Source organism: Pseudomonas sp. H1_D05, from assembly GCF_054682705.1.
Window position 1 is genome coordinate 4,122,264 of record NZ_CP162825.1, and the last position, 16,241, is coordinate 4,138,504.

Annotated in this window: 12 protein-coding genes and 3 tRNA genes; all 15 read left to right on the forward strand. The window is 60.5% G+C overall.

From position 1 onward, the window contains the following. Positions 1-116: 116 nt before the first annotated feature. The 15 genes from AB4O11_RS18585 (at position 117) to AB4O11_RS18655 (ending at position 16,241) form a co-directional block, all read left to right on the forward strand. Entirely contained in the window at positions 117-2,756 is a 2,640-nt protein-coding gene (locus tag AB4O11_RS18585; protein WP_460127797.1) for a FimV/HubP family polar landmark protein, read from the forward strand. 272 nt (positions 2,757-3,028) lie between these two features. Beyond that, the gene (truA, locus tag AB4O11_RS18590) at positions 3,029-3,853 is read left to right on the forward strand and encodes a tRNA pseudouridine(38-40) synthase TruA (RefSeq protein WP_034152768.1); all 825 of its coding nucleotides are present in this window, start codon (positions 3,029-3,031) and stop codon (positions 3,851-3,853) included. Positions 3,854-3,918: 65 nt separating this feature from the next. Continuing rightward, entirely contained in the window at positions 3,919-4,545 is a 627-nt protein-coding gene (locus tag AB4O11_RS18595; protein WP_460127799.1) for a phosphoribosylanthranilate isomerase, read from the forward strand. Positions 4,546-4,748: 203 nt separating this feature from the next. Beyond that, positions 4,749-5,669: an acetyl-CoA carboxylase, carboxyltransferase subunit beta gene (gene accD / locus AB4O11_RS18600; protein ID WP_007913458.1), complete on the forward strand. Its 921-nt coding sequence runs from the start codon at positions 4,749-4,751 to the stop codon at positions 5,667-5,669. Beyond that, positions 5,666-6,973 carry a bifunctional tetrahydrofolate synthase/dihydrofolate synthase gene (folC, locus tag AB4O11_RS18605; protein ID WP_460127801.1) on the forward strand — a complete coding sequence of 436 codons (1,308 nt, stop codon included), beginning with the start codon at positions 5,666-5,668 and terminating at the stop codon, positions 6,971-6,973. The genes accD and folC overlap by 4 nt, the downstream gene beginning before the upstream one ends. Beyond that, complete coding sequence (locus AB4O11_RS18610; RefSeq protein WP_116255297.1) at positions 6,957-7,607, forward strand: SPOR domain-containing protein; 651 nt, start codon at positions 6,957-6,959, stop codon at positions 7,605-7,607. The genes folC and AB4O11_RS18610 overlap by 17 nt, the downstream gene beginning before the upstream one ends. 98 nt (positions 7,608-7,705) lie before the next feature. After that, positions 7,706-8,266, forward strand: coding sequence for a CvpA family protein (locus AB4O11_RS18615; protein WP_007913461.1), 561 nt, complete (start codon positions 7,706-7,708; stop codon positions 8,264-8,266). A gap of 41 nt (positions 8,267-8,307) precedes the next feature. Further along, complete coding sequence (purF, locus tag AB4O11_RS18620) at positions 8,308-9,813, forward strand: amidophosphoribosyltransferase (protein WP_016984539.1); 1,506 nt, start codon at positions 8,308-8,310, stop codon at positions 9,811-9,813. A 73-nt stretch (positions 9,814-9,886) separates the two neighbouring features. After that, on the forward strand, positions 9,887-11,098 hold the full coding sequence (locus AB4O11_RS18625) for an O-succinylhomoserine sulfhydrylase (RefSeq protein WP_093432099.1): 1,212 nt from the start codon (positions 9,887-9,889) through the stop codon (positions 11,096-11,098). Further along, positions 11,095-11,871, forward strand: coding sequence for an SDR family oxidoreductase (locus AB4O11_RS18630; protein WP_093432102.1), 777 nt, complete (start codon positions 11,095-11,097; stop codon positions 11,869-11,871). Before AB4O11_RS18625 ends, AB4O11_RS18630 begins: the two co-directional genes overlap by 4 nt. A 216-nt stretch (positions 11,872-12,087) precedes the next feature. Next, positions 12,088-12,163 (forward strand) — tRNA-Val (locus AB4O11_RS18635). A 56-nt stretch (positions 12,164-12,219) separates the two neighbouring features. Then, positions 12,220-12,296 (forward strand) — tRNA-Asp (locus tag AB4O11_RS18640). A 93-nt stretch (positions 12,297-12,389) separates the two neighbouring features. Then, positions 12,390-12,466, forward strand: a tRNA-Asp gene (locus AB4O11_RS18645). 411 nt (positions 12,467-12,877) lie between these two features. Next, positions 12,878-15,709 carry a xanthine dehydrogenase family protein molybdopterin-binding subunit gene (locus AB4O11_RS18650; protein ID WP_460127803.1) on the forward strand — a complete coding sequence of 944 codons (2,832 nt, stop codon included), beginning with the start codon at positions 12,878-12,880 and terminating at the stop codon, positions 15,707-15,709. Next, positions 15,702-16,241, forward strand: coding sequence for a (2Fe-2S)-binding protein (locus AB4O11_RS18655; RefSeq protein ID WP_038369461.1), 540 nt, complete (start codon positions 15,702-15,704; stop codon positions 16,239-16,241). The genes AB4O11_RS18650 and AB4O11_RS18655 overlap by 8 nt, the downstream gene beginning before the upstream one ends.

A 16,241-nucleotide genomic window follows, 5' to 3' on the forward strand; every position in this document is an offset into this window, starting at 1 on the left:
GGGCATCAAAGAAATGATCGCGCGCGACATCTGTCGTCGTCGCGCGCAATGCCTTACGGCAGCGGTATTCAACATCTTCTCGCTGGCCGAGGAACGTTCAAACAAAGGATGAGGCTATGGTTCAAGTTCGCAAACTGGTGTTAGCAATAGCGGCCGCCTCGGCGCTGTCCTCCGGTATGGCGCATGCCCTCGGGCTCGGGGAGCTGACCCTGAAGTCGACCCTGAACCAGCCGCTGGTGGCTGAAATCGAGCTGCTCGACGTCAAGGATCTCACTGCTGCCGAAGTGGTGCCGAGCCTGGCTTCACCTGAAGATTTTGCCAAGGCCGGCGTCGACCGCCAGGCCTTCCTCAACGATCTGACCTTTACCCCGGTGCTCAACGCCAGCGGCAAAAGCGTGCTGCGCGTAACGTCGAGCAAGCCGCTGTCGGAGCCGATGGTCAAATTCCTCGTGCAGGTGATGTGGCCGAACGGCCGTCTGCTGCGCGACTACAGCGTGCTGCTGGATCCGTCGAAGTTCTCGCCACAGACCGCTGACGCCGCCGCACAGCCAGCGCCGTCGCAGACCATCGCCGCGCCGACCACTGGCGCCACGCACCCGACGCAATACACCACCACGCCGCGCGATACCCTGTGGGAAATCGCCGCGAAGGCGCGTACCGGCGGCTCGGTGCAGCAGACCATGCTCGCTATTCAAGCGCTGAACCCGGATGCATTCATCGGTGGCAACATCAACCGCCTGAAAACCGGCCAGGTGTTGCGTCTGCCGGATGCGGTGCAAAGCACGGCATTGCCGCAGTCGAAAGCGATTGCCGAAGTCGCTGCGCAGAATGAAGCCTGGCGTCAGGGTCGTCGTTATGTGGCCAAACCGGGCACTGGTCAGCAGCAGCTCGATGCGACCAACCGTGGTCGCGGTAACACCGGTGCAGCTCAGAACGCTCAGGACAATCTGAGCCTGGTCTCCGCTGAAAGCGCCAAGGCGCGCGGCAAAGGCCCGGCAGGTGATGCCAAGGCACTGAGCAACAAGCTCGCGGTCACTCAGGAAAGCCTCGACACGACCCGTCGTGACAACGAGGAACTGAAAAGCCGCATGTCCGATCTGCAGAGTCAGCTGGACAAGCTGCAAAAGCTGATCGAGCTGAAGAACAATCAGTTGGCAAAACTGCAAGCTGAAGGTGCGGGCACTGCGCCGGCCACCAATCCTGCCGCACCGGCGGTGCCTGCAATCACGGCTGAGCTCGCCGCCACCCCGCCAGCTACTCCGGCAGACGCAGCGCCGACGCCAGAGTCCGCCATTGCACCACCGGCTGAAACGCCAGTCGTCGAGCCAGTGGTTACGCCGAAACCGGTGGTCGAAGACGAGAAAACCTTCAACGAACTGCTGACCAATCCGATCCTGCTGGGTCTGGTGGGCGGCGGTGCTGTGGTTCTGCTGCTCCTGTTGTTGCTGCTGGCGCGTCGCCGCAAAGCGCAGCAAGAGGCCGAAAAACACATGCGCATGGCCCGCGCGCTGTCGGAAGAGCAAGAGTTCTCCGCCGAGCAGGATCTGCCGGAAAGCAGCTTCGAAGGTCTGGAAACCCCGGCGGCGAGCGTCAAGCTCAACACTCCGGCACCTGCACCCGTAGTGGCTCCGGTAGTCGCCCCGATCGTGATGGCTGAGCCGATTGCCGCGCCGCTGGTAGCTCCCGCCGCCGAGCGATCCGATGACGTGCTCGACAAGGCGCAGTCGCATATCAACGCCGGTCGCCTGAATCAGGCTGCCGCGCTGCTCGAGGAGGGCGTCAGCCTGGAGCCACAGCGCAGTGATCTGCGTCTGAAACTGATGGAAGTCTACGGTCAGCAGGGCGACCGCGACGCGTTCGTCGGTCAGGAGCGTCAGCTGGTGGCCAACGGCGACAACTTCGCCAAGGTCGAAGAACTGAAAAGCCGCTTCCCGGCCATGGCCGTCGTCGCTGCCAGTGGTCTGGCCGCTGCCGCCGTGGCTGCCGAGCTGGATGCGCAATACGTCAAGGATCTGCTGCTCGATGAGCCTGAAGCACCGGCGCCAGCGCCGGTGGAAGATGACCTCGACAGCGCGTTTGATCTGAGCCTGGACGATCTCGACAACATCACGCCGGCAGAGCCTGCGCTGGTGGTTGAGCCTGAAGCGCCGGTCGAGCTGGATGAATTCCCGGCGGACGACGACCTGAGCTTCGAATCGGTGCTGCAACAGCAGACCGACATCAAAGAGAATCTGGATGATCTGTCGGACTTCGACCTCGATCTGGACCTCGGTGCCGAGCCGGCAGCTCCAGCGGTTGATCTGGCGGACGATGACTTCCTGCTGGACCTGGACGACGGCGTGAAGGATCTGCCGCCGGTCGAGGCGCCAGTGGTGGCTGACGTGCCACAAGATGATCTGGAGCTGCCGGCCGATTTCGATCTGTCGCTGGCCGACGAAATGGACAGCAATCCAGCGGCCGAACCGGATGCGTTCGCGGCTGAGCTGGATGACGTCAACGCCGAGCTGGATCGCCTGTCGCAAAGCATCGCCGAACCGACTTTCACCGAAGCCGATGCAATGAAGGGTGATGATCTGGGCGAAGATGATTTCGACTTCCTCGCCGGCACCGACGAAGCGGCGACCAAGCTCGATCTGGCTCAGGCCTACATCGACATGGGCGACAGCGATGGTGCGCGCGACATCCTCAACGAAGTGTTGACCGAGGGTGACGAGAAGCAACGTGGCGAGGCCAAGGACATGCTCTCGAGCTTGTAGTAAGGCCAGCGGTAAACGAAAGCGGCAGCCCATTGAGGCTGCCGTTTTTGTTTGGTCGGGATCCAGTGGTGTCTGATCCACCGCTTTCGCGAGCAAGCTCGCTCCCACATTTGGAATGCATTTCCTCTGTGGGAGCGAGCTTGCTCGCGAAAGCGGTGTTACAGGCGACAGAGAACTCTCTGGCATCCCTGAACCACAGCCTTATAATGCCCGCCTTTGCACAAACAGCAGGCTGTCCCACCTTGGCAAACATAGATAACCCGGTCGCCGAAATGGCCCCCGACGGCTTTTACCGCGTCGCGCTGGGCGTTGAGTACAAAGGCTCGCGCTACAGCGGCTGGCAGCGTCAGTTGACGGGTGTGGCGACGGTGCAGGAAGAACTCGAAAAAGCGCTGTCGAAAGTCGCCAATTCACCGGTTTCGCTACAGTGTGCCGGGCGCACCGATGCCGGCGTGCATGCCTGCGGGCAAGTGGTGCACTTTGATACGACCGTCGATCGTTCGCTGAAAGCCTGGGTCATGGGCGCCAATATCAATCTGCCGCATGACATCAGCGTCAGCTGGGCGCGGGTGATGCCGGCGCATTTTCATGCGCGCTTCAAAGCTATCGCGCGGCGTTATCGCTATGTGATCTACAACGATCAGATCCGCCCGGCGCATCTCAACGAAGAAATCACCTGGAACCACCGCCCGCTGGACGTCGAGCGCATGGCTGAAGCTGCGCAGTACCTGATCGGTACTCACGATTTCAGTGCGTTCCGCGCCGGCCAGTGCCAGGCCAAGTCGCCTATCAAGAAGATGCATCACCTGCGCGTGACCCGTCACGGCAAGATGATCGTGCTCGATATTCGCGCCAATGCGTTCCTGCATCATATGGTGCGCAATATCGCTGGCGTGTTGATGACCATTGGTGCCGGCGAGCGCCCGGTCGAGTGGATGAAGGAAGTGCTGGAAAGCCGCGAGCGCCGTTCCGGTGGCGTTACGGCGCATCCGTACGGCTTGTATCTGGTGCAGGTTGAGTACCACGACGAATTCCCGTTGCCCGAGCGTTTTATCGGGCCACATTTCCTTACGGGTTTCTCCGAACTTGACGGCTGACGCCCTCGAACGCTTTTGTTACCATCCGGGACTTTCCCGGATTTTACCTCGGAGTTTTTCTCGATATGTCAGCCGTTCGCAGCAAGATCTGCGGGATTACCCGCATAGAAGATGCGCTGGCCGCCGTTGAGGCCGGGGCAGATGCGATCGGGTTCGTGTTCTATGCCAAGAGTCCGCGTGCGGTCACAGTGCAGCAGGCGCGAGCGATTATTCAGGCATTGCCGCCGTTCGTGACCACCGTGGGCCTGTTCGTCAACGCCAGCCGCTGCGAGTTGGGGGAAATCCTCGATGCCGTGCCGCTGGATCTGTTGCAGTTCCATGGTGATGAGGTCGCGGAAGATTGCGAAGGCTGGCATCGCCCGTACATCAAGGCGTTGCGGGTCAGGGCGGGCGATGATATTGCCGCAGCGGTGGATGCCTACCCGAGCGCCAGCGGTGTACTGCTCGACACTTATGTCGAAGGCGTACCGGGCGGAACCGGCGAGGCCTTCGACTGGTCATTGATTCCGCAAGGTTTGAGCAAGCCGTTGATTCTCGCGGGTGGTTTGACCCCAGAGAACGTCACAGACGCCGTGGCTCGGGTAAAGCCGTACGCGGTAGATGTCAGCGGTGGGGTAGAGGTGAGCAAAGGCATCAAGGATCACGCAAAGATTCGCGCGTTCATCAACGCGGTACGCAAAGCGCCATATTGATGTGACGGCTGGCAGTCTGCCGCCGTCCATCAATGCACTTGCACAAAGCAGGCGCGGCTGAGGGTTTCTGGATCGCACGCAGGTCATGTTTCGCGCTGACCGTGGCTTTCCACCACCATCGCCACACACATGAATTTAGCTGAAGGGCATACGCGGGGCTGCGAACCAGAGCGTTCGGGCCGCCGGTACTGGAGAAAGAAAGCATGAGCAACTGGTTAGTAGACAAACTGATCCCTTCGATCATGCGTTCCGAGGTCAAGAAGAGCTCGGTCCCTGAAGGTCTGTGGCACAAATGCCCGTCTTGCGAGGCGGTGTTGTATCGTCCAGAGCTGGAAAAGACCCTGGACGTTTGCCCTAAATGCAACCACCACATGCGCATCGGCGCACGTGCGCGCATCGACATTTTCCTCGATGCCGAAGGTCGCAACGAACTGGGCGCCGATCTGGAGCCGGTTGACCGTCTGAAATTCCGCGACGGCAAGAAGTACAAGGATCGCCTGACCGCTGCCCAGAAGCAGACTGGCGAAAAAGACGCGCTGATTTCCGTCAGCGGTACTTTGCTGGGCATGCCAGTGGTGGTTTCGGCCTTTGAATTCGCCTTCATGGGCGGTTCCATGGGCGCTATCGTCGGTGAGCGCTTCGTTCGCGCCGCCAACTACGCGCTGGAAAACCGCTGCCCGATGATCTGCTTTGCCGCCTCCGGTGGTGCGCGCATGCAGGAAGCGCTGATCTCGCTGATGCAGATGGCCAAGACTTCGGCAGTGCTGGCGCGTCTGCGTGAAGAAGGCATTCCGTTCATCTCCGTGCTGACCGACCCGGTCTACGGCGGTGTTTCGGCGAGCCTGGCGATGCTTGGCGACGTGATCGTCGGTGAGCCGAAAGCCCTGATCGGCTTCGCTGGTCCGCGCGTTATCGAACAAACCGTGCGTGAGAAACTGCCGGAAGGCTTCCAGCGCAGCGAGTTCCTGCTGGAACACGGCGCGATCGACATGATCATCCACCGTCAGGAACTGCGCCCGCGTCTGGGTAACCTGCTGGCACAAATGACTGGCAAGCCGACGCCGAAATTCGTCGCCGCGCCAATCGAGCCGATCGTGGTTCCACCGGTCCCTGCTGGCCTATGACCGAGCGCACCCTTGGCGAATGGCTCGCCTACCTTGAGCAGTTGCATCCGTCGGCCATCGACATGGGCCTGGAGCGTTCGCAACAGGTAGCGTCCCGCATGGGGCTGGGCCAGCCGGCGCCTCGGGTGATCACGGTCACCGGCACTAACGGCAAGGGTTCGACCTGCGCATTCGTGGCTTCATTGCTGCGGGCGCAGGGTCTGAGCGTTGGTGTCTACAATTCTCCGCACCTGCTGCGTTACAACGAGCGGGTGCAGCTCAATGGCGTCGAAGCCACTGACGCGCAGCTGTGCGAAGCCTTTGCAGCAGTCGAGGCCGGCCGCGGCGACACTTCCCTGACTTACTTCGAAATGGGCACCCTCGCGGCGTTCTGGCTGTTTCAGCAGGCCGGGCTGGATGCGGTGGTGCTGGAAGTCGGGCTGGGCGGGCGGCTGGACACGGTCAACGTGGTCGATGCCGATATCGCGCTGGTTACCAGTATTGGCGTGGATCACGCCGATTATCTGGGCGATACCCGCGAGTCCGTGGCCTTCGAGAAGGCCGGAATTTTCCGTCAGGGCAAACCTGCCCTGTGCGGCGATCTGAATCCTCCGCAACCGTTGCTCGATAAAGTGCGTGAGCTGGCCTGTCCGTTCTTCCTTCGTGGTCGTGATTTCGACCTCGGGATCACTGATCAGCACTGGCAGTGGCGCGGCACTGACGCGCGGGGTCTGGTTGTCGAATTGCGTGACTTGCCGCTGCTTGATCTGCCGATGGAGAACGCCGCGCTGGCGTTGCAGGCGTATCTGCTGCTCGACTTGCCGTGGAATGCGTCGCAGATTGTCGCGGCCTTGCAGGCCACTCGCGTGGTCGGTCGACTGGATCGCCGCTCCTTCGAGTGGAACGGCAAGCGTCTGAACCTGTTGCTGGATGTCGGGCATAACCCGCATGCCGCCGAGTATCTGGCTCGTCGTCTGGCCTCGCGACCACCGGTCGGCAAGCGCCTGGCGGTGTTTGGTCTGTTGGCCGACAAGGATCTGGATGGTGTTGTCAGCGAATTGAATGCTAGTGTCGAGCATTGGGCGGTGGCGCCGCTGGATTCTCCGCGTGCCCGTCCGGTGGCTGAATTAAACGCTGCATTGCAGAACCTTGGCGCGTCGGTCACGTCTTACGACAGTGTCGCCGCTGCGCTGGAAGGGCAGTGCGCAGTAGCCACCAGTGGCGACGAGATTCTGTTGTTCGGATCATTTTATTGTGTCGCCGAGGCCCTTGAATGGCTGGCCCGGCGCTCCACGGAGGAAGCGGCAAATGGCTTTGCTGGATAAAGCGTACAAGCAGCGCATGGTTGGCGCTTTGGTGCTGGTCGCGCTGGCAGTGATTTTCCTGCCGATGCTGTTTTCCCGTCAGGACGAGCAACGTCAGGTGACCGTCGAAGCACCCGCCGCGCCGCAAGCGCCTGTCGTGCCGCAAGTGCAGATGGAAACGGTGGCTGTTCCCGAGCCGCAAGCCTTGCCGCAAGAGCCGGTGCCGACTGATGAAGAAGTCGCCGAAGACACAGCGCCTGCTGCGCCCGTCGCCGCGACGCCGACGGCTCCCATCATGATCACCAAGCCTGTTGCGCCGCCGGCGGTGGCCAAGCCGATTCCGGCTCCTGCTCAGCCGATCACTGCGTCCTCGAGCAAGCCTGACACCACGCAAAGCCGCGTCGATGCCAATGGCCTGTCGGTGAGCTGGTCGGTGCAGTTGGCCAGTCTGTCGAGCCGCGCCAGCGCCGAAAGCCTGCAGAAGACCCTGCGCAGCCAAGGCTACAACGCCTATATCCGTTCGGCCGATGGCAAGAATCGGGTATTTGTCGGTCCGCTGATCGAGCGTGCCGAAGCCGATCGTCTGCGTGATCTGTTGGGTCGTCAGCAGAACCTCAAGGGCTTTGTCGTGCGCTTCCAGCCCGAGCGTGGTTAAAAACTATCGCCTCGATTGAAATGCACTGACAATCGCAGCTTACCGAGAGGCATGCGCTCTGCTAAAATGCGCCGCCTTATCCGTCTGTAGGCTGCACTGTGCCATTTACCTGGGTTGACTGGGCGATCGTTGCAATCATCGCCATCTCCGCTTTGATCAGTTTGAGCCGCGGCTTCGTCAAGGAAGCATTATCGCTGGTGACCTGGATCATCGCAGGAGTCGTCGCCTGGATGTTCGGTGGCTCATTGTCCGAGTACCTCGCCGGATACATCGAAACCCCATCGGCTCGCGTGATCGCGGGCTGTGCCATCATGTTTGTCGCCACACTGATCGTGGGCGCAATGATCAATTATCTTATCGGCGAGTTGGTTCGCGTCACCGGGTTGTCCGGGACCGATCGATTCCTCGGCATGGCCTTCGGCGCAGCGCGTGGCGTGTTGCTGGTGGTCGTGGCGGTCGGGCTGTTGAGCCTGGGGCCGGTACAGCAGGACGGGTGGTGGAAAGAATCACAGCTCGTACCAAAATTTCTATTGGTCGCTGATTGGTCCAAAAACCTGATTCTCGGGTGGAGCAGTCAGTGGCTTGCCAGCGGAATCAGCGTACCCGCTGATATTCCGTTCAAGGAGCAACTCTTGCCGTCGGCGAAAACGCCTCAGTGAGTGTTGTTCAGTTCAGATCCATTAAGTAGGGGTTGCGTCGCATGTGTGGCATCGTCGGTATCGTCGGTAAGTCGAACGTCAATCAGGCGCTGTATGACGCGCTAACCGTGCTCCAGCACCGCGGCCAGGACGCTGCCGGTATCGTGACCAGCCATGATGGCCGGTTGTTCCTGCGCAAGGACAATGGCCTGGTGCGTGACGTGTTTCAACAGCGTCACATGCAGCGTCTGGTCGGCCACATGGGGATCGGCCACGTCCGTTACCCGACCGCGGGTAGCTCGACTTCGGCCGAAGCCCAACCGTTTTACGTCAACTCGCCTTACGGCATCACTCTGGCGCACAACGGTAACCTGACCAACGTTGAGCAGTTGGCCAAAGAGATCTACGAATCCGATCTGCGTCACGTCAACACCAGTTCCGACTCGGAAGTGCTGCTCAACGTGTTCGCTCACGAGCTGGCCCAGCGCGGCAAGCTGCAACCGACCGAAGAAGACGTGTTTGCCGCCGTGACCGACGTGCACAACCGTTGTGTTGGCGGTTACGCCGTTGTGGCGATGGTCACCGGTTATGGCATCGTCGGTTTCCGTGACCCGCACGGCATTCGTCCGATCGTGTTCGGTCAGCGTCACACTGACGAAGGCGTTGAATACATGATCGCCTCCGAAAGCGTTTCGCTGGACGTGCTCGGTTTCACCCTGATTCGCGACCTGGCGCCGGGCGAAGCGGTCTACATCACTGAGGACGGCAAGCTGCACACCCGTCAGTGCGCGACCAATCCGTCCCTGACCCCGTGCATTTTCGAACACGTCTACCTGGCGCGTCCGGACTCGATCATCGACGGCGTGTCGGTCTACAAGGCTCGCCTGCGCATGGGTGAGAAACTCGCCGAGAAGATCCTGCGCGAGCGTCCAGAGCATGACATCGATGTGGTTATCCCGATTCCGGACACCAGCCGTACCGCGGCGCTGGAGCTGGCCAACCACCTGGGCGTGAAGTTCCGCGAAGGTTTCGTCAAGAACCGTTACATCGGTCGTACCTTCATCATGCCGGGCCAGGCGGCTCGCAAGAAGTCGGTTCGCCAGAAGCTCAACGCCATCGAGCTGGAATTCCGCGGCAAGAACGTGATGCTGGTCGACGACTCGATCGTGCGCGGCACCACGTGCAAGCAGATCATCCAGATGGCCCGCGAAGCCGGCGCGAAAAACGTCTACTTCTGCTCGGCAGCGCCAGCGGTACGCTTCCCGAACGTCTACGGCATTGACATGCCAAGCGCGCACGAACTGATCGCACACAACCGTTCGACTCAGGACGTGGCGGATCTGATCGGCGCTGACTGGCTGATCTATCAGGACCTGCCTGACTTGATCGAAGCGGTTGGCGGCGGCAAGATCAAGATCGAGAATTTCGATTGCGCGGTGTTCGACGGCAAGTATGTTACCGGTGACGTCGACGAGGCTTACCTGGACAAGATCGAGCAGGCACGCAACGATGCCTCGAAGGTCAAGACCCAGGCGGTCAGTGCGATCATCGATCTGTACAACAACTGAGTTATCACCGGCCCTGAGGGGCCGGTTTTGTATCTGACTTTCAATTTTCGAGAATACGGCAAGGAGTGACAGCATGAGTCAGGAATGGGATGCCGGTCGGCTGGACAGCGACCTCGAAGGCGTAGCGTTCGATACCCTGGCCGTACGTGCCGGTCAGCACCGTACGCCGGAAGGTGAGCACGGTGATCCGATGTTCTTCACCTCCAGCTATGTGTTCCGCACCGCTGCCGACGCGGCCGCACGGTTCGCCGGGGAAGTGCCGGGTAACGTTTACTCGCGTTATACCAACCCGACCGTGCGCGCGTTTGAAGAGCGTATCGCTGCGCTGGAGGGCGCCGAGCAAGCCGTTGCGACCGCAACCGGCATGGCCGCCATCATGGCGGTGGTGATGAGCCTGTGCAGTGCCGGCGACCATGTGTTGGTTTCGCGCAGCGTGTTCGGTTCGACCATCAGCCTGTTCGAGAAGTACTTCAAGCGTTTCGGTGTGGAAGTCGATTACGTGCCTTTGGCCGACCTGTCGGGTTGGGATGCGGCAATCAAATCCAACACCAAACTGCTCTTTGTCGAGTCGCCCTCCAACCCGTTGGCCGAGCTGGTCGATATCACCGCACTGGCTGAAATTGCTCACGCCAAAGGCGCGATGCTGGTCGTCGATAACTGCTTCTGCACGCCAGCGTTGCAACAGCCGCTGAAAATGGGCGCAGACATCGTCGTGCACTCGGCGACCAAGTTCATCGACGGCCAGGGCCGTTGCATGGGTGGTGTGGTGGCCGGTCGCAGTGAGCAGATGAAAGAAGTCGTCGGCTTCCTGCGCACTGCCGGGCCGACCCTGAGCCCGTTCAACGCGTGGATCTTTCTCAAAGGTCTGGAAACCCTGAACCTGCGGATGAAGGCGCACTGCGCGAATGCTCAGGCGCTAGCCGAATGGCTGGAGCAGCAGGACGGCATTGAGAAGGTGCATTACGCCGGTCTCAAGAGCCATCCGCAGCACGAACTGGCCCAGCGTCAGCAGAAGGGTTTCGGTGCGGTTGTAAGCTTTGAGGTCAAGGGCGGCAAAGAGGGCGCTTGGCGCTTCATCGATGCGACCCGACTGATTTCGATTACCGCCAACCTCGGCGACAGCAAGACCACGATCACGCACCCGAGCACCACCTCTCACGGCCGTCTGGCGCCGCAAGAGCGTGAAGCGGCGGGCATCCGTGACAGCCTGATTCGCATCGCGGTCGGTCTGGAAGACGTCGCCGACCTGCAAGCCGACCTGGCGCGCGGTCTGGCCGCGTTGTGATCGAGTTGTCTACGCCGACAGCAGGTACCCATGGCCGCGTCGCACTGGTCACGGGGGCCGCGCGCGGTATCGGTCTGGGCATCGCTGCCTGGCTGATCAGCGAGGGCTGGCAAGTCGTGTTGACCGATCTGGATCGGGCGCGCGGTTCGAAAGTGGCGAAGGTGTTGGGCGAAAATGCCTGGTTCATTGCCATGGACGTTGCCGAGGAAAGTCAGGTGGCGCTCGGTGTGGCTGAGGTGCTGGGTCAGTTTGGTCGTCTCGATGCGCTGGTGTGCAACGCGGCGGTCGCTGATCCGCACAACATCACACTGGAAAGCCTCGATCTGGCTTACTGGAATCGGGTGCTGGCGGTGAATCTCAGTGGGCCGATGCTGTTGGCCAAGCACTGTGCGCCGTATCTGCGTGCGCACAACGGTTCGATCGTCAATCTGGCCTCTACTCGTGCGCGGCAGTCGGAAGCGGACTCCGAGGCTTATGCGGCGAGCAAGGGCGGCTTGCTGGCGCTTACGCATGCGCTGGCGATCAGTCTGGGGCCGGAGATTCGCGTCAACGCGGTCAGTCCGGGCTGGATCGACGCGCGCGATCCTTCTGCACGTCGAGCGGAGCCTTTGGCGGATGCCGATCATGCTCAGCATCCGGCGGGCAGGGTAGGGACGGTCGAGGATGTGGCGGCGATGGTTGCCTGGTTGCTGTCAAGGAATGCCGGGTTTGTTACCGGACAGGAATTCGTCGTTGATGGCGGCATGACGAAAAAGATGATCTACAGCGAGTAGGTCGCCTTTTTCGCCTGAATTTGCGTTGAATGAACTGACGCCTTCGCGAGCAGGCTCGCTCCCACATTTGGAATGCATACCCCTGTGGGAGCGGGGTTACCCGCGAAAGCAGTTTTGCAGGATTGAAGCAATTTCGTCTTTTTCAGAAAAACTTCAATCCTGCTATTGACTTAGGTTCGCTACCTGCGTAAATTTCGCGGCCTCGGAGATGCAAACGGGTGATTAGCTCAGCTGGGAGAGCGTCTGCCTTACAAGCAGAATGTCGGCGGTTCGATCCCGTCATCACCCACCACTCCCCGAGAAACTTGCGTAAGCAAGAGCGTAGGCTGAAAGTGCCTGCACCGACGCGCAGCGGTAGTTCAGTCGGTTAGAATACCGGCCTGTCACGCCGGGGGTCGCGGGTTCGAGTCCCGTCCGCTGCGCCATATTTTACGAATCAGACTTGTCTGGTTCGCGATTGCAAAGCACCGAAGCTTGCAGTCAAAACGAGTTACTTGAGCGCAAGCTCAAAGCGATACGCAGCGGTAGTTCAGTCGGTTAGAATACCGGCCTGTCACGCCGGGGGTCGCGGGTTCGAGTCCCGTCCGCTGCGCCATATCTGCTCCAAGGACCACTGAACGCCTTGAAGCACCGAAAACAGCCGTTGGCTGATTCGGAATCGATAGCAAAGACCCTGGTCGAAAGACCGGGGTTTTTTGTGTCTGAAATTTGGCTTTTCCCTCTGCTCCTTCCCCCTGATTCTGAATTCGACACAAATCCCCATGTGGGAGCGTTGGTATGTTCAACGAGCTCCTGCGGTGCCACGTCGCATTGATTTTCTGATCCTTTAGTCAAATTTTTGTAACTGGTTGTTTGCTGCGAGCGCAGAAACCTTTAAAGTTAACCTTTCGGTCAGCTTTGCACTGTCATCACGCCTTTCGTTTAGCCAAGAAAGGCTTCTGCAAGACTCGAGATTCCCCAGTAGATAACCAGAAGGGCGGACACATAACCGCCCAGAGGATGATCCATGTCCAACCGTGAAATATCCCGGCGCTCGTTCCTCCAGGGCGGGCTGGTGGCGGGTGTGAGCGTCACGCTCACGCCGCTCAGCAGTCAGGCGCTGGCTGCCTTGATGGAAAATACCGTCACCGTGCCGTCCGAGAAGTGGCTCGGCAACAACGGCAAGGCGCGTCAGCGCAACGATGCACTGTCCAAGGTCTGCGGCAGCAAAGTCTTTGCCCGCGACATCCGTTCCAAGGACATGCCGGGCTGGCCTGAGCAGCAAGGCCACGCCATGCTGCTGAAAACCATCAAGGCTGACCGCATCTACGACGGCTACGACCTGTCGTGGCTTGGCGCTGACTTGCAGCCTGACCGCATTGTCACCGCCGCTGATCTGGACAAGGACGGCATCGTCTTCCCCGAAGAGCACGCGCCGGATCCACTGTTGCCAGAAGGCAAAGTGCCGATGTTCATCGGTCACCCGGTGGCAATCCTGATCTGGAACGACTTCGAGCGTTTCCGCCAGGCCAAGAACAAACTCAAATTCAATGACAAAGCAATCCGCTATGGCAATGTAGCGCCGTTCTACGAAGGCGACCCCTACGGCAGCTTCCGCTACGTGCGCGTCGGCGGCGCGACCTCGGCCGACGAAGACGAATTCGCCAGCCTCAAGGATTCGATCCTGTTCCCGATGCTGAAGAACCGTCGTCCGGTGTGGAATTCCCAGCCGAACCTGCACGGCAACCTGACCGAGCGCGGCCTGTTCTACGCTGACCGCATGAAGCAAGAGATCGATACGCCACCAGACAACTGGCTGGTGTTCGACGAGCGCTACAAGACCCCGTCGATCGAGCCGGCCGCCATGGAGCCGGACAACGGCAACGGCTGGTACGACCCGAAAACCAAAACCCTGCATTTCGTCGTGGCCACCCAGTGCCCGCTGGAGGCAGCGACCGAAACCGCGAAGATGATCGCGCCGTCGCGTTTCGGCCTCGACAACCTGAACATGCACCCGGGTTACACCGTCGGTTACGGTTCCAAAGACCACAACATCTTCGTCTACTACGCAGCCCTCGCGGCGCTGTATGGCGCAGGTGTGCCGGTGCGTCTGGCCAACGACCGCTACGAGCAGTTCCAGAGTGGCATCAAGCGCCACCCGTTCGACATCCGCTACCAGTTGGCCGTGGACAAGAATGACTACACCTTCAAGATTTTCCGTGCCGAAATGAGCGTCGACGGTGGCGGCCGGATCAATTACAGCCCATCCGTAGCCGCAGTGGGAGCAACAGCCGCGCAGTCGATCTACTACATGCCGCAGAACGACCTGCAGGTCACCGCCTATCACTCGCGTGGTGTTGAGGCGGGTTCGATGCGCGGTTACGGCACCCTGCAAAGCATGGCGGCGACCGAGATGATGGTCGACGAAATCGCCAATCGCCTTGGTGTCGATGCGATCGATCTGCGTCGCAAGAACGCCCTGCGTTCCGGCATGAAAAACACCCAGGGCGCGATTCCGGCCGGTGCTCTGCGCCTGCATGAAATTCTCGACAAAGCCTCGGTGCACGAAGTCTGGAAAAACCGCGACGCGATCAAGAAACAACGCGAAGCGGCAGACCCGGACAACTGGTACGGCGTCGGTTTTGCCATTTGCCAGAAAGACTTCGGCACCGGTTCTGAAGCGCCGATGGCCAGCATCGAATTCACGGCTGACGGTCGTATCACTCTGCGCCACATCGGCATTGAAATCGGCACCGGCATGTCCACCTCGCAAGCCCTAGTGGTTGCCGATTTCCTCGGCAGCCCGGCGCACGAAGTGAAGACTGGCGAAACCGAGTGGAAGGAAATGCAGCTGATCACCAGCGGCAACCCTTACATCATGAGTCAGGCCGAGCAGGACAGCCTGCTGCGCAACCCGCGCTGGGTCGGCAAACTGGCTTCGGCCTCGTCGGCGACCAACTCGGCGTACTACTTCAGTCACGCCACCCGTGAAGCGGCACGCGTGCTGTTCAACAACGGCTTGTGGCCGGCGGCCATGGAAATCTGGCGTCAGGGCCCTTATGGCGGTCAAGCCAACCCTTACGTGGTGCGTCGCGAAGATGCGCATTGGGTCGACGGCAAACTCACGGCCAACGGCATGCAGCCGTTGAGCTTCGAAGAGCTGGCCAAACACGCTCACGAGCGTGGCCCGGTGACCGGCGCTACCGTTCACGCATTCAACCGCTGGAGCTGGGCCGAGGCCGAATACAGCATCGACGGCGTGCGCGAGCGTCTGCCGCTCGACGGTCTGGCGGTGAAATATGGCGATGGCGCGCCGAAGGCGAAGAAGGCGCTGATGAGCACCGCTGGTTTCCACCTGTTGGATCGCCAGAACATCAATTACCCGGTTGTCCAGTTGAACAACGCTGCCGTGACTTACTACAGCCCGGTCGCGACACTGGTCGAACTGAAGGTCAACAAAGGCTCGGCGGAAGTCGAAGTGCTCAACCACCATTCGTGGGTCGAGTGCGGTCGGGTGCTGGTCGAAGAACTGGTCAAGGGCCAGCTCGAAGGTGGTATCGCCATGGGCATCGGACACGCCTTGATGGAGGAAATGCCGCTGTACGAAGGCGGGCCGGGGGAGGGTGACTGGAACTTCAACCGTTACCGTTTGCCGATGGCGCGTCACGTTGCCGTGTGGAAACAGACGTCGGAAATTCTGCCGGCACTGTCGCCAAGTGATCCGTCCAAAGGCATCGCCGAAGTGGTGATGATCCCGATCGTCGGTGCCATCGGTAACGCCGTGGCGCACGCCATCGGTAAACGTGTTCGCGACCTGCCAATCACTGCTGCGCGCATCAAGGAGGCCCTCAATGGCTAACCGTCCGCTTCAACTGACCCTCAATGGTCAATCCGTCGGCCCGGTGGACATCCCTGATGACCTGCCGATGATCGACTACCTGCATGAATACAAGAACCTCACCGGTTCGCGCCTGGGCTGCGGTCAGGGCATCTGCCACGCCTGCGTGGTGATCGTCGATAACCCGGACGGCACCAGCGAAGAAGTGCGCACTTGCATCACCGGCGCGCACTATTTCGAAGGCAAGAAAGTCCGCACCATCGAGTCTCACGCCAAGCGTGACGAGAGCGGCCAGGTCACCGAGCTGAATCCGATCCAGCAACGCTTCGTCGACGAGTTCGCCTTCCAGTGCAGCTACTGCGCACCAGGTTTCGTCAACGCCGCGACCGTGCTGGTCGAGAAGCTGCAGCGCCAGCCGACCGTGCAAAGCAAGCTCGAACAAGTCATCGAGGACAGCCTCGGCCATCACGTCTGCCGTTGCACCGGGTACGTGCGTTACTACAACGCTACCCGCAACGTGCTGACCGATCTCGGCCTGGTCAAGGAGGGTTAA